21 protein-coding genes are annotated in these 22,500 nt (G+C 69.4%); 11 read left to right on the top strand and 10 right to left on the bottom strand.

Annotated features, from left to right (window positions below; all coding sequences use genetic code 11):
- Nucleotides 1–11 precede the first annotated feature (11 nt).
- Both G3N96_RS20705 and G3N96_RS20700 read right to left on the bottom strand, forming a co-directional pair.
- Entirely contained in the window at nucleotides 12–767 is a 756-nt protein-coding gene (locus tag G3N96_RS20705; RefSeq protein ID WP_206138307.1) for a 4'-phosphopantetheinyl transferase superfamily protein, read from the bottom strand.
- Between the two features lie 152 nt (nucleotides 768–919).
- Complete coding sequence (locus G3N96_RS20700) at nucleotides 920–1,960, bottom strand: alpha/beta fold hydrolase (RefSeq protein WP_206138306.1); 1,041 nt, start codon at nucleotides 1,958–1,960, stop codon at nucleotides 920–922.
- A gap of 187 nt (nucleotides 1,961–2,147) precedes the next feature.
- Between G3N96_RS20700 and G3N96_RS20695 the strand changes: the two genes are divergently transcribed.
- The 3 genes from G3N96_RS20695 (at nucleotide 2,148) to G3N96_RS39725 (ending at nucleotide 4,615) form a co-directional block, all read left to right on the top strand.
- Nucleotides 2,148–3,089 carry a LysR substrate-binding domain-containing protein gene (locus G3N96_RS20695; RefSeq protein ID WP_206138305.1) on the top strand — a complete coding sequence of 314 codons (942 nt, stop codon included), beginning with the start codon at nucleotides 2,148–2,150 and terminating at the stop codon, nucleotides 3,087–3,089.
- Nucleotides 3,090–3,275: 186 nt separating this feature from the next.
- Complete coding sequence (locus G3N96_RS20690) at nucleotides 3,276–4,502, top strand: MFS transporter (RefSeq protein ID WP_241022748.1); 1,227 nt, start codon at nucleotides 3,276–3,278, stop codon at nucleotides 4,500–4,502.
- Nucleotides 4,493–4,615 (top strand): hypothetical protein, encoded by a 123-nt coding sequence (locus G3N96_RS39725; protein WP_260431426.1) that lies wholly within the window; start codon nucleotides 4,493–4,495, stop codon nucleotides 4,613–4,615. The genes G3N96_RS20690 and G3N96_RS39725 overlap by 10 nt, the downstream gene beginning before the upstream one ends.
- Before the next feature lie 22 nt (nucleotides 4,616–4,637).
- Here the strand turns inward: G3N96_RS39725 and G3N96_RS20685 are convergent, their stop codons facing one another.
- Nucleotides 4,638–6,116, bottom strand: coding sequence for a deoxyribodipyrimidine photo-lyase (locus G3N96_RS20685; RefSeq protein ID WP_206138304.1), 1,479 nt, complete (start codon nucleotides 6,114–6,116; stop codon nucleotides 4,638–4,640).
- 357 nt (nucleotides 6,117–6,473) lie between these two features.
- Here G3N96_RS20685 and G3N96_RS20680 point away from each other — a divergent pair, with 357 nt between their 5' ends.
- Together G3N96_RS20680 and G3N96_RS20675 are read left to right on the top strand one after the other, a co-directional pair.
- Nucleotides 6,474–6,953 (top strand): SRPBCC domain-containing protein, encoded by a 480-nt coding sequence (locus G3N96_RS20680; RefSeq protein ID WP_124585285.1) that lies wholly within the window; start codon nucleotides 6,474–6,476, stop codon nucleotides 6,951–6,953.
- Nucleotides 6,954–6,966: 13 nt separating this feature from the next.
- A complete protein-coding gene (locus tag G3N96_RS20675) occupies nucleotides 6,967–7,419 on the top strand; it encodes a nuclear transport factor 2 family protein (protein ID WP_089440585.1) in 453 nt (150 codons plus the stop codon).
- 62 nt (nucleotides 7,420–7,481) lie between these two features.
- On the opposite strand, the gene G3N96_RS20670 is transcribed toward G3N96_RS20675, so the two are convergent.
- Genes G3N96_RS20670 through G3N96_RS20655 form a run of 4 tightly spaced genes read right to left on the bottom strand, consistent with a single transcriptional unit; the run spans nucleotide 7,482 to nucleotide 11,612 of the window.
- On the bottom strand, nucleotides 7,482–8,462 hold the full coding sequence (locus G3N96_RS20670; protein ID WP_206138303.1) for an acetyltransferase: 981 nt from the start codon (nucleotides 8,460–8,462) through the stop codon (nucleotides 7,482–7,484).
- 17 nt (nucleotides 8,463–8,479) lie between these two features.
- Complete coding sequence (locus G3N96_RS20665; RefSeq protein ID WP_206138302.1) at nucleotides 8,480–9,271, bottom strand: SDR family oxidoreductase; 792 nt, start codon at nucleotides 9,269–9,271, stop codon at nucleotides 8,480–8,482.
- Nucleotides 9,272–9,312: 41 nt separating this feature from the next.
- Nucleotides 9,313–10,506: a sulfotransferase gene (locus G3N96_RS20660; RefSeq protein ID WP_206138301.1), complete on the bottom strand. Its 1,194-nt coding sequence runs from the start codon at nucleotides 10,504–10,506 to the stop codon at nucleotides 9,313–9,315.
- The gene (locus G3N96_RS20655) at nucleotides 10,503–11,612 is read right to left on the bottom strand and encodes a DUF1214 domain-containing protein (protein ID WP_206138300.1); all 1,110 of its coding nucleotides are present in this window, start codon (nucleotides 11,610–11,612) and stop codon (nucleotides 10,503–10,505) included. Before G3N96_RS20655 ends, G3N96_RS20660 begins: the two co-directional genes overlap by 4 nt.
- A 130-nt stretch (nucleotides 11,613–11,742) precedes the next feature.
- On the opposite strand from G3N96_RS20655, the gene cysD reads away from it, so the two are divergent.
- From cysD to G3N96_RS20630, 5 genes are all read left to right on the top strand, one after another.
- A complete protein-coding gene (gene cysD / locus G3N96_RS20650; RefSeq protein WP_277399451.1) occupies nucleotides 11,743–12,723 on the top strand; it encodes a sulfate adenylyltransferase subunit CysD in 981 nt (326 codons plus the stop codon).
- The gene (cysN, locus tag G3N96_RS20645; protein WP_206138298.1) at nucleotides 12,723–14,645 is read left to right on the top strand and encodes a sulfate adenylyltransferase subunit CysN; all 1,923 of its coding nucleotides are present in this window, start codon (nucleotides 12,723–12,725) and stop codon (nucleotides 14,643–14,645) included. Before cysD ends, cysN begins: the two co-directional genes overlap by 1 nt.
- 129 nt (nucleotides 14,646–14,774) lie before the next feature.
- Nucleotides 14,775–15,962 carry a helix-turn-helix transcriptional regulator gene (locus G3N96_RS20640; RefSeq protein WP_124585276.1) on the top strand — a complete coding sequence of 396 codons (1,188 nt, stop codon included), beginning with the start codon at nucleotides 14,775–14,777 and terminating at the stop codon, nucleotides 15,960–15,962.
- A 300-nt stretch (nucleotides 15,963–16,262) separates the two neighbouring features.
- Nucleotides 16,263–17,630 (top strand): MFS transporter, encoded by a 1,368-nt coding sequence (locus tag G3N96_RS20635; RefSeq protein ID WP_124585272.1) that lies wholly within the window; start codon nucleotides 16,263–16,265, stop codon nucleotides 17,628–17,630.
- Nucleotides 17,617–18,666 (top strand): beta-propeller fold lactonase family protein, encoded by a 1,050-nt coding sequence (locus tag G3N96_RS20630; RefSeq protein WP_206138297.1) that lies wholly within the window; start codon nucleotides 17,617–17,619, stop codon nucleotides 18,664–18,666. Before G3N96_RS20635 ends, G3N96_RS20630 begins: the two co-directional genes overlap by 14 nt.
- Nucleotides 18,667–18,726: 60 nt before the next feature.
- On the opposite strand, the gene G3N96_RS20625 is transcribed toward G3N96_RS20630, so the two are convergent.
- Nucleotides 18,727–19,764: an AraC family transcriptional regulator gene (locus tag G3N96_RS20625; RefSeq protein WP_206138296.1), complete on the bottom strand. Its 1,038-nt coding sequence runs from the start codon at nucleotides 19,762–19,764 to the stop codon at nucleotides 18,727–18,729.
- A 205-nt stretch (nucleotides 19,765–19,969) separates the two neighbouring features.
- Here G3N96_RS20625 and G3N96_RS20620 point away from each other — a divergent pair, with 205 nt between their 5' ends.
- Nucleotides 19,970–21,079: a fatty acid desaturase gene (locus G3N96_RS20620; RefSeq protein ID WP_206138295.1), complete on the top strand. Its 1,110-nt coding sequence runs from the start codon at nucleotides 19,970–19,972 to the stop codon at nucleotides 21,077–21,079.
- A 9-nt stretch (nucleotides 21,080–21,088) separates the two neighbouring features.
- Here the strand turns inward: G3N96_RS20620 and G3N96_RS20615 are convergent, their stop codons facing one another.
- A complete protein-coding gene (locus tag G3N96_RS20615; RefSeq protein ID WP_206138294.1) occupies nucleotides 21,089–21,709 on the bottom strand; it encodes an HAD family hydrolase in 621 nt (206 codons plus the stop codon).
- A 100-nt stretch (nucleotides 21,710–21,809) separates the two neighbouring features.
- On the bottom strand, nucleotides 21,810–22,500 hold a 691-nt coding region (locus tag G3N96_RS20610; RefSeq protein ID WP_206138293.1), incomplete at its 5' end, for a hypothetical protein.

Raw genomic sequence — 22,500 nt, 5'->3', positions numbered from 1 at the left:
CCGAGCGCGGCTCACGCACGCGTCCACGCGACGCATGCCGCATAGCCGGGCGCCGCGTCGAGCCACGCCGCATCGAACGCCACGACGCCGGCAGCAGGCGCGGCCGGCTCGACGATCGTCGTCGCGGGGGTCGCGCCATCGCGCGGCGGCATGACCGCGAACGCGCCCAGGCCGCCGACGATGCCCGTGCCGAGCGCCTTGAGCAGCGCCTCCTTCGCACTCCAGACGCGCATGAATGCGCCGGCCCGTTCGGCCGGCGGCAGGCTGTCGAGATAGGCGGCTTCGGCGGGCGCGCACACTTCGCGCGTCAGCGCGCGCCAGTCGGCCGTGCGATTGCAGGACTCGATATCGACGCCGACGCGCCCCGCGGGGGCCCACGCAATCAACGCATGGTCGCCCGCATGCGATACGTTGAAGTCGAGCGATGCGCGATGCGCGCCGTCCAGCGACGGCCGACCCGATGCGTCGACGACGATCGCCACCGCCTGCGGCGCGATGCCGAGGGCCGTGCCGAGCACGTCGCGCAGCGCGGCGCGCGTCGCGGCGCTGCGCACCGCATCCTCATGCCGCATGAAGCGTGCGGCGCGCGCGCGCTCGTCATTGCCGAGTGCGGCATATGCGGGCGACGCAAGCGGCACGCGCCAGTCGAAATCGACGCGCGCGATCCGCACGCCGGCGCGGGCCGCGGCGGGCGGCGCGTCGAGCCGCAGCATGCGCCAGGCGCGGGGGCTGTCGGACGGAGAAACGGAATCGGGCGGGACGAGCATCGGCGTGCGGCGGCCTGTGGAAGGAAACGTCCGATGTTAATCGATCAGGCGGCAGGGCGAACCGTTGCGGCCCGCCGGCGTCGATGCCGGCACCGTGCGCTACGCCGGCGCTTGTCCTCTCGGCATGCGCGATGCATGGCGCGGCCGCCCTGTCACCCGTTCGCGGCAACGCCCGGCACGCCGCTGCCGGGCCCATGCCCGCGCGATGCCGGGTGAATCGCATGCACGTTGCCCGGTGCATCGGCCGGCAGCACGCCGTGTTGCAGCCAGTAGAGCGCGAGCGGCCACAGTGTTTCGGTGAAGCGGCTGTGGAAAAACGCGAAATGGCCGATCGCGTCGACGCCGATGTCGGCCGGCGCGATCCGCAGATGCGTGACGTCGCTGCCCGTGTAGTAGCCGACCAGCCGCTCGATCGCCTCGACCGTGCCGAACCCGTCGTCGTCGAGGCCAATCGCGAGCATCGGCGCCGACAGCCCCGCGAAGCGGGCGGGCAACGCGGCGCGGCTCGCGGCGGGTTCGGCGAGCGGGCCGCTCGTATAGCCCTCCTCGAAACGTGCCTGCGCGCGCACCCACGACATCGCGACGCCGCGCGGCGTGTCCTCCATCCAGCCGAGCCGCTTCGCGGGCACGTAGCCGAACACGGCCGCGAGCACCGGCATCGCGACGTGCCACTTCCACCACATGCGCCGCCGTTCGGCCGGCAGGTAATCGCGCCAGTACGCATACTGCGCGCCGACCGTCACCGCATGCCGCACGTGGACGTTCGATGCGGCGAGCCCAAGCGCGAACCCGCCGATGCTGTGCGCGACGACGTCGATCGGCTGGCCCGCAAACGCGTCGCGTGCGTAGTGCAGCGCGGCCTCGCAATCGAGCCGCCCCCAGTCGAGCCAGTTCGCGCGCAGCTTCGCGAGCCGCGCCGGGCGCGACCCGCCGATGCCGCGATAGTCGTAGACGAGCACGTCGCGCCCCTGGGCGAACAGCCAGGCCGCGAAACGAAAGTAGTAGTCGCAACGCACCGACGTCGCGCAATTGATGACCGTCACCGGCCGCACGACACTGCCGCCGCGATGGCGCCATACATGGCCGCGCAATGCATAGCCGTCGGCCGCGCGCAGCGTCACCGGCTCGGGCGGCAATGCGTCCGCCGCGCGGGTGCCCTGCGTCATTTCGCTGCCTTCGTTCGAAATCGTCATCGTGTCTCCAGTCCCATGCTTCGCGGTCCGTCCGGGTGAGCGCGTCAGCGCCTGCCCACGCCCATGCTTCGCAGCCGGCCGGCGCGTCGCCCGCCCCATCCTTCACCGCCCGCACCAGCCTCCATTGAACTTGACGCGCCCCGCGTTCTCAACCAATCTTGCTGCTCCGTTCGCATGAGTCACGCGCATGTCAACGCCGCTCGTCCGCCTCCCGTCGCTCGACCTCGTCCGCGGTTTCGTCGCCGTCGGCCGCCGCATGAGCATCACGCTCGCCGCGCAGGATCTGTGCGTCACGCAATCGGCGGTCAGCCGCCAGGTACACGCGCTCGAAGCGCACCTCGGCGTCGCATTGCTGCAGCGCGGCTACCGGAAGATCGCGTTCACGCCGGAAGGCGAGCGGCTGTTTCGCGTCGCGGATGCGGCACTGCACGGGCTGCAGGACACCGTCGCCTCGCTCGCGGCCACGCGCGAGCGCCAGCCCGTCACGATCACCGCGAGCATCGGCGTCACCGCGCTGTGGCTGCTGCCGCGGCTCGGGCGGCTGCAGGCGCGCCTGCCGGAGATCGACCTGCGCGTCGCCGCGAACGACAAGGTACTCGATTTGCGCGCCGAAGGCATCGACCTCGGGATCCGCTACTGTCCGCGCGACCGCGCGCCGGCCGGCGCGCTGCGCCTGTTCGACGAGATCGTCGTGCCGGTCGCGCATCCGGCGCTCGCCGCGCGGCCCGTCACGAACGCGGCCGCGATCGCCGACCACGTGCTGCTCGAATTCGACGGGCCGCCGCAGCCGCAATTGCAGTGGCGCGCGCACCTGCACGCGGCCGGGCTCGGCGGCGCGCGCCCGAAAGGCGTGCTGCGCTTCAACCAGTACGACCAGGTGATCCAGGCGGCGATCGCGGGCCAGGGCGTCGCGCTCGGCCGGCTCGCGCTCGTCGCGCCGATGCTGGCGGACGGGCGGCTCGCGGTGCTCGGGCCGCACACGCAGGCGCTGTCGGATGCGTACGGCTACTGGCTGTTCCAGCACGATCCGGCCCCGCGCCGCGAAGTCGCCGACGTGCGCGACTGGATGCTCGCCGAAGCGGCCGAATGCGATACCGCGATGCGTGCGCACGACACCGCGTCGGTGTAAGCCGGCGCGGCCTTTGCGTATCGACCCGACCGCTGCCGGGCACGCCCGCTCCTCCCGCGCGCTCCACATCGCATTCCTGCCACGCATGCCAACCTGACCGAATGATCGCTTGAGCGACGACGGGCCCGATCGTCTAATCGGATCGAGCGCGGCCGTCTTGCCGCGCGCCTTCATCCGGAGACACGCATGACCCCGATCGAGCAGGAAGTCCGCCGCCGCTGGCTGCCCGTCCTGGCCGGCGGCCTGATCATGGGCGCCGCGCTCGGCATCCGCCACGTGCAGGGCCTGTTCCTCGCGCCGGTGTCGTTCGACCACGGCTGGTCGCGCGAAGCGTTCGGGCTCGCCCTGGCGCTGCAGAACCTGATCTGGGGCGTCGCGCAGCCGTTCACGGGGATGGTCGCCGATCGCTTCGGCTCGCTGCGCGTGATCGTCGCCGGAATGCTGCTGTATGCGGCCGGGCTCGTCACGATGGCGCACGCGGCGACGACCGGCATGTTCACGGTCGGCGCCGGGCTCGTGATCGGCATCGCGCTGTCGGGCTCGGCGTTCGCGTCGATCTATGGCGCGCTGAGCCGCCTGTTTCCGCCGGACCGGCGCGGCTGGGCGCTCGGCGTTGCGGGCGCGATCGGCGGGCTCGGCCAGTTCTGCATGGTGCCCGTCGCGCAGGAACTGATCGGCGGCATCGGCTGGCGGCACGCGTTCGTCGCACTGGCGCTCGTCGCGGCGCTGCTTGCCCCGCTCGCCCTGCTGCTACGCGACCGCCCCGCGCAGGCTGCCGCCGCCGGCCCCGACCAGTCGATCGGCGAAGCCGTGCGCGAGGCGTTCGCGCATCGCGGCTTCTGGCTGCTGAACGCGGGTTTCTTCGCCTGCGGCTTCCAGCTCGCGTTCATCGCGACGCATCTTCCCGCGTACCTGCTCGACCACGGGCTGCCGGCACGCCACGCGAGCGTCGCGCTTGCGCTGATCGCGTTGACCAACGTGGCCGGCACCTATGCGTGCGGCCATCTCGGCGGGCTGCTGCGGCGCAAGTACGTGCTGTCGGTGCTGTACCTCGTGCGTGCGCTCACGATGGCCGTGTTCGTCGCAGCCCCCCTGTCGCCCGCGAGCGTCTACGTGTTCGCGGCCGTGATGGGATTCACGTGGCTCGGCACCGTGCCGCTGACGAACGGCGTGATCTCGCAGATGTTCGGCGTGCGCTACATCGCGACGCTGTTCGGCTTCGTGTTCTTCGGGCATCAGCTCGGCAGCTTCTTCGGCGTCTGGCTCGGCGCGGTGGTGTACGACGCGACGCATTCGTACCTGCCGCTGTGGATCGGCTCGATCGCGCTCGGCGTGCTCGCGGCGTTGCTGCACCTGCCGATCAACGACGCGCGCGTCGCGCGTCCCGCATCGGGCAACGCGGCATGGGCATGATCCGCGCGGCGCTGGCCGCCGGCACGCTCGCGTTCGTCGCGTGGTGCGGCGCGGCCTATTTCGGTTCGGGTGTCGCGTACGCGCTGCTCGAACACGTCGCGTTCTGCAATTGATGCGGCAATCCGGAGCGTGCGGTCAGCGGCGCTTCGGCAATGCCGCCAGCGCATCGAGCGCGCGGGCACGGGCGGCTGCATGCTCGACGAGCGGCGCCGGATAGTCGACACCGAGCCGCACGCCGGCGGCGTCGAGCTCCAGCGGCGACGCTTCCCACGGCGCGTGGATCGAGGCGTTGTCGAGACCGGCAAGCTCGGGCACCCAGCGCCGCACGTACGCGCCGTCCGGATCGAACTTCTGCCCCTGCGCGACCGGATTGAAGATGCGGAAATACGGCGCGGCGTCGGCGCCGCACCCGGCCACCCACTGCCAGCTCGCCGCGTTGTTCGCGGAATCGGCGTCGACCAGCGTGTCCCAGAACCACGCTTCGCCCGCACGCCAGTCGATCAGCAGATGCTTGATCAGGAACGACGCGACGACCATCCGCACGCGGTTGTGCATCCAGCCGGTCGTCCACAGTTCGCGCAGGCCCGCATCGACGAGCGGATAACCGGTCAGCCCGCGCTGCCATGCGCGCAGCGCGGCGGGATCGTCACGCCACGGCATCGCGTCGAACTGCGCGCGGAAGTTGTCGGTCGCGAGCGCCGGGAAGTGGTACAGCAGCGTGTAGCTGAATTCGCGCCAGCCGAGTTCGCTCAGGAATTTGTCGGCGTCCGCGGCAACCGCCGCGCCGCCCGCGCTTGCGGCGCCCTGCACCGCATGCCACACCTGTCGCGGCGACACGTTGCCGAAGCGCAGGAACGGCGAAAGGCGGCTCGTCGCGGGACGGCCGGGCAGATCGCGCGCGTCCGCATAGCCGGCGAGCGATGTCGTCAGGAACGCGTCGAGCTGCGCGTGCGCGCCGGCTTCGTCGGGCAGGGGCCACGCCTCGCGCAGGCCGCCGGCCCAATCCGGCGAATGCGGCCGCAACGCAAGCGCGTCGAGCGCCAGCGCGCTGTCGCGCGCGGCTTTCGGCCACGGATGAAACGTGATCCGCTCAGGTTCCGGCAGCGGCGCGGCGACCGTGCGATCCCGGCGCGCCGCTCGCCAGTACGCGGTGAACACCTGATACGGGGTGCCGCTGCCCGTCAGCACCTCCCACGGCTCGTTCAGCAGGCTGCCGTTGCTGCTCTCGACCGTGACGCCGCGCGCCTTGAGCGACGCCTTCAGCGCCGCGTCGGCGTCGCGCTGCGGTTGCGCATAGCGGCGGTTCCAGTACACGGCTTGCGCGCCCGTGTCGTGCACGATGCGGTCGATCTCGCGCGGCGCGTCGCCGCGCAACAGCAGCAGCCGCCCGCCATGACGCGCGAGCGCCGCGTCGAGCCCGGCCAGCGACCCGTGCAGCCACCAGCGCGCCGCGCCGCCGAGCGCTCGCCCGGCGCCGTCGCCCGTGTCGTCGACGAATACGCAAATGAGCGGCCGGCCCGATTCCACCGCACGCGTCAGCGCGGGCTGGTCGGTCACGCGTAGATCGTCGCGGAACCAGACGATCGCGGGAGCAACGGACGACTTGGCGGACACGGGCACCTCGATGACGAAAGCGGAAAGAGACCCGTATTGTCGCGGCTGCGCTGCGTGGTGTCGACGGTCTGCGCGCATGATGCGCCGGCGCGTCCCTGCCGCCGACCGTCGCGACAATCGCACCACCCCGCCGCCCCGGTGAAACGCCTTAGTCCATTCCGACGATTCTTCGCCGCGTGTGCCGGCCTACGCTCGATGTCGGGTGCGCTGCGCGGCACGTGCGGGCGAAAACGCCCCGCACGTCCCGAGCCCCACCCGTCACGCGCGCCGACCGATACCGGCGCGGCGCCTTCCGACCGCCGCGAAGCGTCCCGCCACCCCGGGTAGGCGCGGTTTCATCCGATCCGATACATCGCCATGACCAAACCCTCGAATCTCGTCACCTCGATCACCGTCGACATCGACGCACCGGCCGCCGTCGTCTGGGAAGTGCTGACCGACTTCCCGCGCTACGGCGAATGGAACACGTTCTGCGTCGGCTTCGAAACGACCGGCAGGATCGGCGATTTCGTGCACATGCAGGTGCGCATCCCGGGCACGGAGACCGTGATTCCCGTCAACGAGATCCTCGTCGCGTACGAACCCGAGCGCCTGCTGTCGTGGGAGCAGCGCCCGACCGCCGACAACAAGGACGCCGCGCGCCGCGACCAGTACATCGACGCGATCGGTGCGGAGCGCTGCCGCTATTTCACGACCGACCAGTTCCTCGGCGTCAACGCGGACACGATCATGCAGAACCACGGCGCTTGGGTGAAACAGGGTTTCGACCAGTGCGCGCGCGACGTGAAGCAGCGCGCCGAGGCGCTCCACGCGGCACGCCGGCGCAACGGCGCGTGACCGGAGACCGCCGATGCCCGACCTGCAAACGCTGTCCGACCATCACGACATCCGCGAGCTGATCGTCGCGTATTCGACTGCGATCGACACGCGCGACTTCGACGCGCTCGACGCGGTGTTCACCCCTGACGCTGCAATCGACTATCGCGCGATGGGCGGCATCGCCGGCCGCTATCCGGAGGTGAAGGCGTGGCTGCGCACGGTGCTGCCGCAATTTCCGCAGTACCAGCACATGGTCGGCAACCTGTCGATCCGGCTCGACGGTGACGCCGCGCGCAGCCGCACGATCTGCTTCAATCCGATGGAAGTCGCGCTGCCCGACGGCGGCACGCAGGTGATGTTTCTCGGGCTGTGGTACGTCGACCGGTTCGTGCGCACCGCGCAGGGTTGGCGCATCGCCGAGCGCGTGGAGGAACGTTGTTACGGTCACAACGTGCCGGCCGTGCTTGCGGGCGCGACCGGTTGATCCATCACGATGCGCGCGTCGTGCGAAGGTGCACGACGCACGCACCATCGTAGCCAGCTGCGTCAATCGAGCCTGAACGCGGCCTCGAATCGCTCGGCGAATGCGTCGAACTCGGTTTCCGGCAAATGGTTGATGCCGCCGGCGCGCTTGCGCCCGCCGCCGGTCGGAAAGCCGCGACAGAATTCGTCGGCACCGAGCGGCCGGCCATCGGGCACGCGCACGCTGACGACGAGCCCGCCGTCCGCGCGCGGCGACAGCACCGCGAGCGCCGCATGCGGCGCGTTGCGCATCCGCTCGTTCGCGAGCATGCCGGTCGCGCGCCGCGCCCACGGATGATCAGGCATCCGGACCAGCGTCGCACCGGGCACCTCGCGCAGCGGCGCGAGTGCGCATGCACGCGCCATGTCGTCGCGGTAGCCGTCGCGCAGCGCGGCGAACACGGTTGTCTCGCGCACGAAATCGAGCGGGTCGACGCACGGCAGCATCGCATCGGCGAGCGCGGCCGGGTCGAAATGCAGATCGCCGACACACTCGCCGTACGCGTTGTAGTTCAGGTAGAGCCCGAGTTCGGCGAGCGTGTCGCGCTCGGCGTCGCCAATCCCGTGCTCACTCGCCAGCGCGCGGCCGAGCGCCGGCAACTCGTCGCCGAACGCCGCGACGATCGCCCAGCGCACGTGCCGGCCGTCGAGATAGCGGTTCACGATCGCGCTCGTGCAGACGTCGGCCGCCGTGTCGATGTGCGCGTCGAAGCACGGATCGTCGGGCAATTCGCCCGCGAAGTGATGGTCGAAATAGCGAACCGTCGCGCCGTCGCGCAGCAGCCGCGCGCACGCGTCGCGATTCTGGTCGTGCGACACGTCGAGCACGGTGACGATGTCGCCCGCCCGCGCGTCGATCCGCTCGAGCAGCTTGATGTCGCGTTTCACGCCGGTCACGAGCGTGCCGTGCACGCCCTCCGCGAGCCGCAGTTGCTGAAGCGCGCACAGCCCGTCCGCGTCGCCGTTGAATGCAAAGAAGTGTCGTGTGTCGTGGTTGTCCTGCATGTTCCCTTGCTCCATCGTCAGGGCATGAAATCGCCGCCATTCGCGTCGAGCGTCGCGCCCGTCACCGCATTCGCATAGTCCGACGCGAGGAACAGCGCCGCGCGTGCGCAGTCGTCGTCGGTCGGCAGCTTCGCGAGCGCGAGGTTCGACGCGATCGGCGCGACGATCTGCTGTTCCGTCATGCCGTACTCGGCAGCCGCCTGCCGGAAATACGCCTGGGTCGGCACGCCCCACATCCACCCCATGTGGATGCTGTTCGCACGAATGCCGTGCACGCCGAGTTCGCGCGCCAGGTATTTTGCCGCAACCGCGAGCGCCCCCTTCGATACAGCGTAGCCGCCTTCCCCTGCAAACGGCTTGCGGGTCGCCTGCGTGTTGATCATCACGATCGCGCCGCGCTGCTGCCGCTTCATGTGCGGCACGACTTCCTGCGTGAGCGCCATCGTGCCGAACACGTTGGTGTCGAACACCGCACGCCAGCCGTCGAGGTCGGCCTCCTCCACCGGTTCCGGAAACGTGCCGTGCACGAATGCGCTGTTCACGAGCGCGTCGATCCGGCCGAAGCGCTCGACGGCCTGCGTCGCGAACTGCCGGCATTGCGCTCGGTCGGTGATGTCGGTCTGCACCTTCAGCACGTCGCAGCCGACGCCGAGCGCGTGGATTCGCGCTTCGGCATCGTCGAGCTTTTCAAGCGTACGCGCCGCGACGACCACGCCGCGCGCCCCCTCGCGCGCGGCCTCGACGGCGAGCTTCACGCCGAGCCCCGGCCCGATCCCGGAAATCGCGACGATCTTGTCCTTCAGCAACATGGTTGTCTCCTGGTTGTCGTTGATCTCGCGAGCAATGGCCGTCAGCCGGCCGCCCGCAGGTGCCGCGCGCGATACGCGGCGAAGTCGCGCGCGAGCTGCGCATCGTTGAAGCCGAAGCGCGCGATCGAATAGTCGTGTGCGGCACGCTTGTCGCGGCCGTTGCGCGCCATCCAGTCCGTCATCGCCGTGCGCTGCCGCGCATCGAGCGGCATCCCGGCAAACGCGTACACGGCCTCGGCCACGCCGAGCGGATTCGACACCGTGTCCTCGAAGCGCACGTCGAGGAAGCGGTCGGCCGGCAGCGCGTCGCGCGCGGCCATCGCCGCACCGATCGCGCGTGCCATCCCCGCGTTCCACTGCGCGCCGACCGCAAGCGGATCCGGATCGTCCGCATACATCTGCCACAACGTGTGCGCCATGCTCGCCATCGATGGAATCGTCTGCGCCGGATCGCGGTGCGTGAGCACGACCTGCGCACGCGGAAACACCCGGCACAGCACGTCGAGCGCATGCAGGTGCTGCGGCGTCTTCAGCAGCCAGCGCGCGGCCGGCGCGACGCCGCGCTGCGCCTTCTGCCATTGCAGGAACTGCAGCATCCGCTTCAGGTACGTATAGACCGGCGTGAGATCCTGTCGCGCGAGCCACGCCGTGTAGCGCGGCACGTTCGCGTACGAATCCATCGCGCACACGAACGCATGCTCCATCAGCATGAACTCCTCGTCGGCGAGCATCGCATCGAGCGGATGGATCGTCAGGATCTGCGGAATGCAGTCGATCATCGTCGCGACCTCGGCCCGCGCACGCGCGATGCGCACCGTCGGCTCGGCGAGCGTCTCGCCTGCAAGCGGCGCCGGGTAGCGGGTTTCCCACCACGCCGCAGCATGGAAGCGCGGGTCGACGGCCAGCAGGCGCTGCAACAGCGTCGTTCCGGTGCGCGGCAGGCCGACGATCACGAGCGGATCGTCGATCGCGATCTCCGCGATTTCCGGATGACGCCGGAAGTAGTCCTCGATGACGAGCCGGTTCACGAGCTGGCCGACGAGCTTCTCGCGCATCATCTCCGCGCCGCGCGCGGACAGCTTCGCTTCGTCGATCAGCGACGCGCACATCACGTCGAGCGCTTCCCGATACGGCCCGTCACCGAACGCGGTCAGTCCGCCCGTGCGCGACACGGCTTCGGCGATCAATCCGTCGGGCGCGAGCAGCGTGCGGGTTCGATCCAGCGGCGCGTTCATGCGGCCTCCTTCAGCGTGGCGAGCCTCACCACCCGCGTGCGCGGATGCACCGGCTGCGCGGCGCCGACCCAGCGCCAGCAGATCGTGCCGGTGCGATGCCCGGCCGTATCGAGCCAGTTCGCATTGCCGGGCCGCGCGGCCGCGACGACCACCGTCACGCCGCCGTCCGCATTCAGCCGCGCGCTGTGCTTGTTCACGCAGATATCGAAGTGCCGGTAATCGAGCGATTCCATCCAGTAGTTGTTGAGCTGCACGTTCCAGAAATCGCAGTCGGGCACCGTGTCGACGTCGATAACGAGTGCTTCGTCATCGGCCAGCGACCAGCACGAGTGGTAGTAGTAGATGTTCGGATCGCCGCCGACCGACTGGCACAGCGCCTGGTCGGCGGGCGGCAGCGCGTTCACGTGCGACCGGTAGCTCGCGGCCCAGTCCGCGAACAGCTTCGACGTCTGCTCGACGAACTGCGCGGCGCGCGTGAGGCCGCCCTGCAGCACGAGCGGGTCGAGCGGCGCCGGGCGATCGTCGGCGCCGACGCGCTCGATCTTCAGTTGTGCCGGCGTTTCCGCGCGCCGGTCGAGGAAGGTCTGGCGCACCAGCAACGCGTTGGTGCCCGGCTCCATGCGTACCCAGTTACCCGCGCGCGGCGTTCCGCTCAACACGATCTCGAAACTGCCGTCCGGCGCGATCTCGAGCTGCTTCGCGTCGAGAAAGCCCGTCTGCAGCATCTTGCCGTCGGTCTCGTAGCCGCCCTTCTGCGTGCCGAAGCTCAGATAGGCCACCGTGCCGCGCCGCCCCGTCACACGGTATTCGCAGCGGCCGTCGAGACGCGCGTACTGGTACAGGTTGTCGGGATTGTCGGCACCGATCTTCGCGGTCTCGTGCGACGGCGAGAAAAAGCCGGGCCATGCGCCGTCCGCGAACTCGACATGCATGTCGAGCGCGATGCGCATCAGCCGGCTCAGGTAGCGGAATCCTTCCGCACGCGTCAGCGGATCGTCCGGCGCCTCGGCGCGCAGGATCTGTTGTCCGCTGCGTTTCAGGGTGTCGCAGAAATCGGCCCAGGTCTGGCCCGAAAGCAATTGCGTGGCACGTGTGTCGTCCGCCATGTGTCGTCTCCGCCGATGGTCGAGCGCTCACCTTAGGCGTCGCCGCCGCGCGCCACTTCGTCCGGGTGGACTAAGGAAAGATCCGCTCCACCGCCGTGCCGCGATTTAGTCCACCCGGACGAAGAGCGGCATGCCGCTCGCTCGATACCGTCGGTGTCATGCACGAAACGCCGCACATGTCGCGCGGCGCCGGCATGAAACAAGGAGACGAACGATGTTGACCCACTTGGAGCGGCTGGAGGCCGAAAGCATCCACATCATGCGCGAGGTGGTCGCCGAGAGCGAGAACCCGGTGATGCTGTATTCGATCGGCAAGGACAGCTCGGTCATGCTGCATCTCGCGATGAAGGCGTTCTACCCGGCGAAGCCGCCCTTTCCGCTGCTGCACGTCGATACGACCTGGAAATTCCGCGAGATGATCGCGTTTCGCGACGAGACGGCCGCGCGCCTCGGCCTCGACCTGCGCGTACACATCAACCCTGACGGCGTCGCGAACGGCATCGATCCGTTCACGCACGGCTCGGCCGTGCACACCGACGTGTGGAAGACGCAGGGGCTCAAGCAGGCGCTCGATCACTACGGCTTCGATGCCGCGTTCGGCGGCGCCCGCCGCGACGAGGAGAAATCGCGCGCGAAGGAGCGCATCGTGTCGCTGCGCTCGGAACAGCACCGCTGGGACCCGAAGCGCCAGCGCCCCGAGCTCTGGTCGCTGTACAACGCGCGCAAGCGCAAGGGCGAAAGCCTGCGCGTGTTCCCGATCTCGAACTGGACCGAGCTCGACATCTGGCAGTACATCCAGCTTCACGAGATCCCGATCGTGCCGCTCTACTTCGCGAAGGAGCGGCCCGTGGTCGAACGCGACGGCGCGCTGATCATGGTCGACGACGAACGCCTGCCGCTGCGCGACGGCGAAGTGCCGCAAATGCGCAAGGTGCGCTTTCGCACGCTCGGCTGCTATCCGCTGACGGGCGCGATCGACAGCGACGCGACGTCGCTCGACGACATCCTGCAGGAGATGCGCGCGACGCGCACGTCGGAACGTCAAGGACGACTGATCGACAGCGATTCGGCCGGTTCGATGGAAAAGAAGAAACAGGAGGGATATTTCTGATGGCACACGTTCTCACCGCGCCCGACACGCTCGCGCGCCACGCCCCCGAGGCAAGCGCCGCCGACGAAGCGCACGCACCCACCCAGGACCTGCTGCGCTTCATCACGTGCGGCAGCGTCGACGACGGCAAGAGCACGCTGATCGGCCGCCTGCTCTACGAATCGAACATGCTGTTCGACGACCAGCTCACGCAGCTCGAGGCCGATTCGAAAAAGGTCGGCACGCAGGGCGGCGAACTCGATTTCGCGCTGCTCGTCGACGGCCTGTCGGCCGAGCGCGAGCAAGGGATCACGATCGACGTCGCTTACCGCTTCTTCGCGACCGCGCGACGCAAGTTCATCGTCGCCGACACGCCCGGCCACGAGCAGTACACGCGCAACATGATCACCGGCGCGTCGACCGCCGATCTCGCGGTGATCCTGATCGATGCGCGCAAGGGCGTGCTCACGCAGACGCGCCGCCACAGTCATCTCGTCGCGCTGATCGGCATCAAGCGCGTGGTGCTCGCGATCAACAAGATGGACCTGGTCGACTACGACCGCGCCGTGTTCGAGCGCATCGACGCCGACTATCGCGCGTTCGCGGCCGAGCTCGGACTGGCGGAGATCGTCAGCATCCCGATGTCGGCGCTGCGCGGCGACAACGTGATCGCGTCGAGCGCGCGGATGCCGTGGTACGCGGGCCCGACGCTGATGCAGCATCTCGACACGCTGCCGCTCGCCGCGCGCGTGACGCGCGACGAACCGTTCCGGCTGCCGGTGCAGTGGGTCAACCGCCCGCACCTGAACTTTCGCGGTTACGCGGGCAGCATCGCATCGGGCGAGATCCGCGTCGGCGAGCGCGTGCGCGTGCTGCCGTCCGGCAAGGAGAGCCGCGTCGCGTCGGTGATCACGCAACGCGGCGAAAGCGACCTCGCGCGCGCCGGCGACGCGGTCACCCTCACGCTCGCCGACGAGATCGACATCAGCCGCGGCGACATGATCGCGCGCGCGGACGCGCCGCCTGAAGTAGCCGACCAGTTCGAGGCGACGCTCGTGTGGATGCACGACGCGCCGCTGCTGCCCGGCCGCCCGTATCTCGTGAAGCTCGGCACGCAGACGGTCGGCGCGACCAGCGCGACGCCGAAGTACAAGATCGACGTGAACACGCGCGAGCATCTCGCGGCGCGCACGCTCGCGCTCAACGAGATCGGCGTGTGCAACCTGAGCTTCGACCGGCCGGTCGCGTTCGACCCATACGACCGCAACCGCCACACGGGCGGCTTCATCGTGATCGACCGCGTCACCAACGACACGGTCGGTGCCGGGATGCTGCACTTCGCGTTGCGCCGCGCGCACAACGTGCACTGGCAGGCCGTCGACGTCGACCGCGCCGCGCGTGCCGCGCAGAAGGCGCAGACGCCGCGCATCGTGTGGCTGACGGGCCTGTCGGGCGCCGGCAAGTCGACGATCGCGAATCTCGTCGAGAAGCGGCTGCATGCGCTCGGCAAGCATACGTACCTGCTCGACGGCGACAACGTGCGGCACGGGCTCAATCGCGATCTCGGCTTCACCGAGGCCGATCGCGTGGAGAACATCCGGCGCGTCGCCGAGGTCGCGCGGCTGATGCTCGACGCGGGGCTCATCACGCTCGTATCGTTCATCTCGCCGTTCCGCGCGGAGCGCGACATGGCGCGCGCGCGGGTCGGCCACGACGAGTTCGTCGAAGTGTTCGTCGACACGCCGCTCGCGGTGGCCGAGGAGCGCGATCCGAAGGGCCTGTACAAGAAGGCGCGGCGCGGCGAGCTGAAGCACTTCACGGGCATCGATTCGCCGTACGAACCGCCCGCGCAGCCCGAACTGCGCGTCGACACGGTCGCCGAGTCGCCGGAAGAAGCGGCGAACCGCATCGTCGCGTACCTGCTGCGCGAGCGCGCGGCGTAAGCGCGGCAAGCGGGCAGCCCGGCAGTTGACCGACTGCCCGCGTCACCTACTCCGTTCGGATGACGCGGGCCGCCGGGCGGCCGGTATGCTGGTCCGGGAATCCTTCATCCCGACCAGGAGAACACGAGCATGTCCATCGCGCTGGCGCCCGGCGATCCGGCCGCACACGACGGTTTCGACGACGCGGCGTGGACGGCGCGCGAACTCAGCGCGTGGCTCGGGCTCGTCTATCAGGGCCCGTCGGAGCCCACCCCGTGGGCCGGCTTCCTCGAAGCAGTCCGTGCGCGGCTCGATGCGCGCTTCACGACGCTGGTGCTGCGCAATCCGGGCGGCGCACGGCACGGGCTCATCATCAACGCGTCGGCGCATGGCCCGCTGCTGCCCGGCGAGCCGTCGTACAGCGAGCAGTTCTACGCGCTGTGCCCGTTTCTCGACCAGCCGCCCGGCCAGGTCTTCACGGCCGACCGGCTGTTCGGCGAAACCGCGTGGCGCGCGCACGATTTCTACCGGCAGTACCTGCAGCCGCTCGACCTGCGCTACATCCTCGGCGCGAACCTGCGCGGCGAACGCGGCGTCGAATGCGCGTTCTTCGTGAGCCGCGCGCACGGCGGCCGCGATTTCGACGCGGCCGAGCGCGCGCAGGTCGCGACGCTGCTGCCGCACCTGCAGCGGGCGGTCGAGCTGCACGCGGCGTTCGACGTGCTCGATGCCGAACGCGCGCTGTATGCGGGCACCGTCGACCGGCTCGACGTCGGCACCGCGATCGTCGACGAGGACGGCCGCGTGATCAAGCGCAACCGCATCGCCGAACGGCTGATCGAGCAGCAGGACGGGCTGTGCGTGCGCCAGGAGCGGCTCCACGCATCGTGCCCGCTCGACGAACGCCGGCTGCAGAAGGCGCTGCAGGCCGCGCTCGAGCATTTCCGCGCGGGCGCGCTCGCGCGCATCGAAGCCACCACGCTGTCGCGCCCCGGCGGTGCGATGCCGTTGAGCGTGCTGCTGCGCCCGCTCGCGCCCTACCGCGGCGCCGAGGACCGCCAGCACCGGCCGGCCGTCGCCGTGTTCGTCCGCGATCCGGCGTCGTCGCCGCAGACGTCGCGCGACATGCTGCACCGGCTGTTCCGGCTCACGCCGATGGAGACCGAAATCGCACTGCTGCTCGTCGACGGGCTGACGCTCGACGAAGCGGCCGCCGCGACCGGCATCACGAAGAACACCGCGCGCGCGCACCTGCGCGGCATCTTCGCGAAAACGGGTGCGACGCGACAGGCCGTGCTCGTGAAGACGCTGCTCAACAGCGTCGTGTCGATGGCGTAGCAGAGGCGACGGCAGCCGCCGGACGGGCTGCCCGTCCGATGCCTCCTGCGCAGGGCGAACCGCCACCGAAGACGCAACAATTAGCGCGCACCCACCTCATGTCATACGTCATCAGACGTGAATAGATAACCGACACGCGTCATGAAATTCCCCAATATCTGAGCAATTCACGGGTAAACCCGCGACCTCATCATCGTCACTCAGGCGTAGCATGTCATACGACGACATACTACACCGACCGCCACCCGGATGCCGACGCGGGCCACCGCCCCGTCCGCCGCCGCCCGACCGGAGACACGCTTGAACCCGCCCTCGCCCGCCCTGTCCGGACGCGACCCGCTCGCGTCCGCCGTCTCGAAAGTGAAGTGGCACGTGCTGCCGCTCGTGCTGATCATGTTCATCGCGAACTACATCGACCGCGTGAACGTCGGCTTCGTCGATCGCCACCTCGAGGCGTCGATCGGCATCGGCGCGGCCGCGTACGGCCTCGGCGCCGGGCTGTTCTTCGTCGGCTACGCGCTGTTCGAGGTGCCGTCGAACCTGCTGATGCAGCGCTACGGCGCACGCATCTGGCTGGCCCGGATCATGGCGACCTGGGGCATCGTCGCGGCCGCGATGGCGTTCGTGTGGAACGACACGTCGTTCTACGCGCTCCGCTTCCTGCTCGGCGCGGCCGAGGCCGGCTTCTTTCCTGGCGTCGTGCTGTACCTGTCGCAATGGCTGCCGCCGCAGGAGCGCGGCAAGGCGATGGCGATCTTCCTCGGCGGTTCCGCGTTCGCGTCGGTGCTGTCCGGGCCCGTTACCGGCGCGCTGCTGTCGATCCGCGGTTTCGGCCTCGAAGGCTGGCAATGGATGTTCCTGATCGAAGGGCTGTTCTCGGTCGCCCTGTGCGGCGCGAGCTGGCTGCTGCTGAAATCGCATATCCGCGACGCGACGTGGCTCACGGCCGAAGAACGCACGGCGCTCCAGCACGCGCTCGACGAGGAGCGCGCGACGCGCGACGTCCGCTCGAACGTGCCGGTGCGCGCCACCGCGCTGCTGCGCGACCCGCAGATCATGCTGTTCTGCTTCCTGTATTTCTCGATCCAGCTGACGATCTACGCGGCCACGTTCTGGCTGCCGACGATCATCCGCAAGATGGGCGGGCTCACCGATTTCCAGGTCGGCCTGTACAACACGATTCCGTGGATGATCGCGATCGGCGCGATGTACGGCTTCGCGGTGCTGTCGTCGAAGTGGCAGCATCCGCAGCGCTGGCTCGCGGTCGCGCTGGTGCTCGCCGCGTGCGGGCTGTTCGCGTCGACGTCGCACGATCCGGTATGGTCGTTCGCGTCGATCTGCTTCGCCGCGCTCGGCTTCAAGGCCGCCTCGTCGCTGTTCTGGCCGATCCCGCAGGGCTATCTCGACACGCGCGTGGCCGCGGCCGTGATCGCGCTGATCAACTCGGTCGGCAACCTCGGCGGCTTCGTCGCACCGACGGCCTTCGGCTATCTGAAGCAACATACGGGTTCGATCACGGGCGGGCTGTATGCGCTCGCGATCGCTTCGCTCGTCGCCGCGGTCGCCGCGCTGTTCGCGCGCACGCATCGGCGCAGCGATCCGCCGCGCGGCCTGCCGGCCGACGCGTCCTTCACGAACGCTTCGATGCTCCGTCATGCCGAACACTGACCGCCTGACCGTCGTCGTCTCGAATGCCGCCGACGGCGACCTCGCCACCTTCTCGCTCGCGGCCGACGGCACGCTGGCGCCGCTCGCCCGTTATCCCGCGGCCGACGTCGCGATGCCGATCGCCGTGCCGGCCGACCGCGCGCGGCTCTACGTCGCGACGCGCGGCGAACAACCGACGATCGTCGCGTTCCGCGTCGTGCCGGCCACCGGCGCGCTCGTGCGCATCGGCACCACCGCGATCGACGCGAGCCATGCGTACCTGTCGCTCGACCGCAGCGGCCGCTGGCTGCTCGGCGCGTCGTACGGCGGGAATTCGCTGAGCCTCTACGACGCCGCGCGCGTGCGCGACGGCGACGGCGCGCCGCTGCAGGTCACGGGCGGCATCGCGAACGCGCACGCGGTGATCGTCTCGCCGGACAACCGTTTCGCGTACGTCAGCTCGCTCGGCTCGGATCGCGTGTTCAGCTTCGCGCTCGTCGAGGACGCGGCCGGCCTGCGTGCACGCGAGCACGGCGAAACGCGCGTGCCGGCCGGGTTCGGCCCGCGTCACCTGCAATTCGCGGATGACGGCCGCACGCTCATCGTCGTCAGCGAATTCCAGGCCACGCTCGCGACGTTCGCGCGCGACCCTGAAACCGGCCGGCTCGGTGATGCGCATGTGAGCGCGCGCCATCCGGCCGTCGCCGAACTCGCGCAAGGCCATGCGCGGCCGCCCGCGCCCGCCGAACCGTCCGTCTGGGCCGCCGACCTGCACCTGACGCCCGACGAGCGTTTCGCCTACGTGAGCGAACGCACGTCGAGCAGCCTGCTCTGCTATCGCCGCACCGGAGACGGCACGTTCGAACCCGCGCACGCGACCGCCACCGAAACGCAGCCGCGCGGGTTCGCGATCGACCCGTCGGGGCGCTGGCTCGTCGCCTGCGGCGAACAGTCTGAATTCGTGTCGGTGTATGCGATCGCGCCGGACGACGGCGCACTGTCGCCGCACGCGCGCGTGCCGGGCGGACGCGGGGCGAACTGGATCGAGATCGTCTGAAACGGCGATACGCGGGCGTGACTCGGCAGACGCGCCGCGCAACCCCGTGCTTGCCCGCGTTCAGCGCCGCTCGCTCGGCGCGACGCCCGTCCAGCGCTTGAACGCCCGCGTGAAATTGGCGCGATCCGTATAGCCGACGCGCGCGGCGATCTCGTCGACCGGCAACCGCGTGCCTTCGAGCAACCGTAGCGCGTCGCGCAACCGGATCTCGTCGAGCAGCGTCGAATAGGTCGCGCCGTACTCGGCGAGCTTGCGCTTGAGCGTGCGCGCCGACACATGCAGCTCGCGCGCGACGTCGTCGACCGACGGATAGCCGCCCTCGCCGCAGATCAGCAGGTTGCGCACGCGCTCGACGATGCTTTCCGCATAGCCGAGCCGCGCGAGCTCGGCCTCGCACTGCTGCACGATCATCTGCGCGGTGTGCGCGTTCGCGGTGCCGATCGGTTCGTCGAGCAACGCGGCGTCGCAGCGGATGCGGTTCGCGCTCGCGTCGAAATGGCAGCGCGGCAGCCGCGCGCGATAACGCTCGAACCACGGCGGCTCCGGCCATTCGAAATGGAGTTCGGCACGCGACTGCAGCGTGCGCCCCGGCACCGGATGCAGCAGCGAGTTGAACAGGATCGCCGTCTCGACCAGGAAGTTCTCGACCGCGAACTGGCGCAGCCGGCCGAGCGGAAACGCCTCGAGCACGTCGATGTCGACGATTCCGTCGAGCTGCGCGAGCCGCACCGAGAAGAACGGCACGCGCGTCGGCAGGTAGCGGATGCCGAGCGAGATCGCCTCGCCGAGCGTCGCGCAGCTCATCAGCCCGAAGCCGATCAGTCCCGCTTTCGTCAGGCTGCTGCGCAGGCCGATCTCGATCGCGATCGACGGGTCGTCCGTCGCGTCGAGCAGGTTGAACACGATCGCCGCCTGCTGCAGCGGCGTGATGCGCGCATCGGGCTGCGCGAGCCGGTCGCGCTCGACGCCCGAGCCGGCCAGCACGCGGCCGCCGTCGATGCCGCGCTCCTCGGCCAGCATCAGCATGAACAACGCATACGCGGACGACACCGTCGCCTTGTTCAGCTGGCGCGCGGCATCCGGGACGGACAGGACCATGCGGCGGACTCCGGAGCGGTTTCGGCGGATTGTAGCGTCGCTGGCCCGTAATGACACCAGGGCGCGACTCTAGCCACGCCGGCCGGCCATCGTGGCCCGAAATGACACCACCATTGGCACCCGCGGCCCTCGCGTGCGGTCCGGTGCGCGCCTATGCTTGTCACATCGGCATTGCGCCCCACCCTTTCCGCAGGAATCCCGGTCGATGAGCCAACCCGCACGAACCGCCTTTCGCCACGACGCGGACAAGGTCGCGTACGTCCGCCGCGAGGTCAACGCCGCGAGCGACGCGATTCGCGCGCGCTTTCCGCTGCTCGACAACCAGAACCTCGTCGGCGCGACCGTGATGGCCGTCTCGGTGAGCGCGATGCTCGCGATCGCGTGGCTCCATGCGCGCGGATCGATCGCGTGGTACGTCGCGCTGCCGCTCGCCGCGTTCGTCACGTCGCTGATCCACGAGCTCGAGCACGACCTGATCCACCTGATGTACTTCAAGAAGACGCCGTGGGCCTACCACCTGATGATGGCGCTGTGCTGGCTCACGCGGCCCGGCACGATCAACCCGTGGACGCGGCGGCGCATGCACCTGCATCACCACAAGGTGTCGGGCGGCGAATCGGATCTCGAGGAATTCGGCATCACCAATGGCGAGCGCTGGGGCGTGAAGCGGCTGCTGATGATCGCGGACGGCATGCTCGCGGTCGTGCTGCGGCCCACCGCGATGCGCCGCAAGGTGAAGCAGTATGTGGCCGCGCAGCCGGTGCAGGATCCGTCCGAGCGCCTGCAGTTGCGCGTCGAGCAGGTGTCGTCGTACATGCCGGTCGGTCACGTGTATTACGTGCTGTGGCACGCGTTCATCGTCTATCACGTCGGCCTGTTCGCGCTGCATGCGTTCGGCTACGCGGTGACGGTGCCGGCCATGGTCGAGCGCACGATGAGCGTTGTCGATTTCCTGGCCGTGGTGTGGCTCGGCCCGAACTTCGTGCGCAGCTTCTGCATCAACTTCGTCAGCTCGAACATGCATTACTTCGGCGATATCGACTCACGCAACGTGATCCAGCAGACGCAGGTGCTCAACCCGTGGTGGATGCTGCCGTTCCAGCTGTTCTGCTTCAATTTCGGCAGCACGCACGCGATTCATCACTTCGTGGTGCGCGACCCGTTCTACATCCGCCAGCTGACCGTGCGCACCGCCCATGCGGCGCTGCGTGAAGTCGGCGTGCGCTTCAACGACGTCGGCACGTTCGCACGGGCGAATCGCTGGGGCGGCTATCGTCCGGCGCGCGCTACGCGCCAGGCTCAGGCCGACGCGTAACGCACCGCCTCAACCGCCGATCGGCGGCATCGGCCCTTGGCCGCGGATCCACGACCAGTTCGCGAGCTCGGCCATTTCCTTGTCGCCGCGGCTGTCGCCGTACGCGAACAACTGCTTCGGCGGCCGGTCGCCCCACCACCCGCGCAGCCGCACGACCTTCTGCGGCCCCCAGCAGTTTTCGCCGTCGAGCCGACCGGCGAAGCTGCCGTGCTCGAACGCCAGCCGCGTCGCGAGCACCGCATCGAAGCCGGCCGTCGTCGCCCACTTCTCCAGATACAGCGACGGCGACGCGCTCACCAGCACGACTTCGTGCCCGCGTGCCCGATGTTCGCGGACGCGTTCGAGCATTTCCGGGCGCACGAGGCTCGGCAGATAGGTGTCGACGAACGTGCGCGCCTGCGCATCGAGCGTATCCTCGCGCACCGGCCCGAACGCGAACGACGCGAACTTCGCCTTCGCATCGCCACGCGACAGCAGCCCGGCCTTCATCGCAATGATCCACGGCAGCGCGCGCAATCCGGCCCACGCGAAGCGCGGCGGTCCGACCGCATAGCGGACGAAATGGCGAAAGCTGTCGGTCGTCGTGATGGTGCCGTCGAAATCGAATGCGGCAACGATGCGGTCAGTCATGGAGAATCGGCGGGAAAGCGATGAGATGCCCGGGAAGATAGCAGACTCGCGCCGGTGCACGTGAAATGGCGTGATGCGGCGCGGCCTGCGCAGCGTGTGCTCAGCGCTGCGGCCGCGCCGCCAACGCCGCCGGCAGCACGACGTTCATCAGATGATCGGCGCGCGACAGCAGATCGGTCACGCGTTCGTCGAGCCCGCGCAATTGCGCGGGTTGCATGCGGATCTGCTGCACCGCCTGCCCGACGATGTTGCGGCGATCGAACAGCGTGCGCTCGACCCCTGCATCGTCCGGCGCGCGCACGACGTCCGACACCGTGCTCAGCGCCGCGAGCACGACCACGAGGTTTTCTTCCGCATGGCGGACCTTCGCGGCCAGGTCCTCGGTGCGGCGCGGGAAGAAGCCGAGCGACTGCTTGAGCGCCCCGATCGCCGCGCGGTAGTCGACATGATCCGTCGCCGTGCCGAACCAGCGTTCGAACATGCCGGCCTTGCGCGTCGCCTGCGCGAGCATGCCGGCCATCATGTCCGCCGCGCCGAGTTCATTGAACTCGCGCGTCGTGGCCGCCACGGCTTCGACGAGGTTGCCCGCCGTCTCCAGCGCGCCGTCACCGATCGTCGCGATCGTCGCGAGCTTGAGCGGCACCAGTTGCCGGATGTGCCGCTCGATGCGCGGCGCGTAGTCGGGATAGAGATTCGGGAAGCTGGCCTGCGCGGCGCGGAAGCACGCTTCGAGTTGCGGATGGTTCGATTCGCCGAACACCGCGCGGCCGACCGCCTCGGCCGGCGCCGTA

The organism is Burkholderia sp. Se-20373, from assembly GCF_017104705.1.
Taxonomy (GTDB): Bacteria; Pseudomonadota; Gammaproteobacteria; order Burkholderiales; family Burkholderiaceae; genus Burkholderia.
This window is presented reverse-complemented; position numbering and strand designations above follow the sequence as displayed.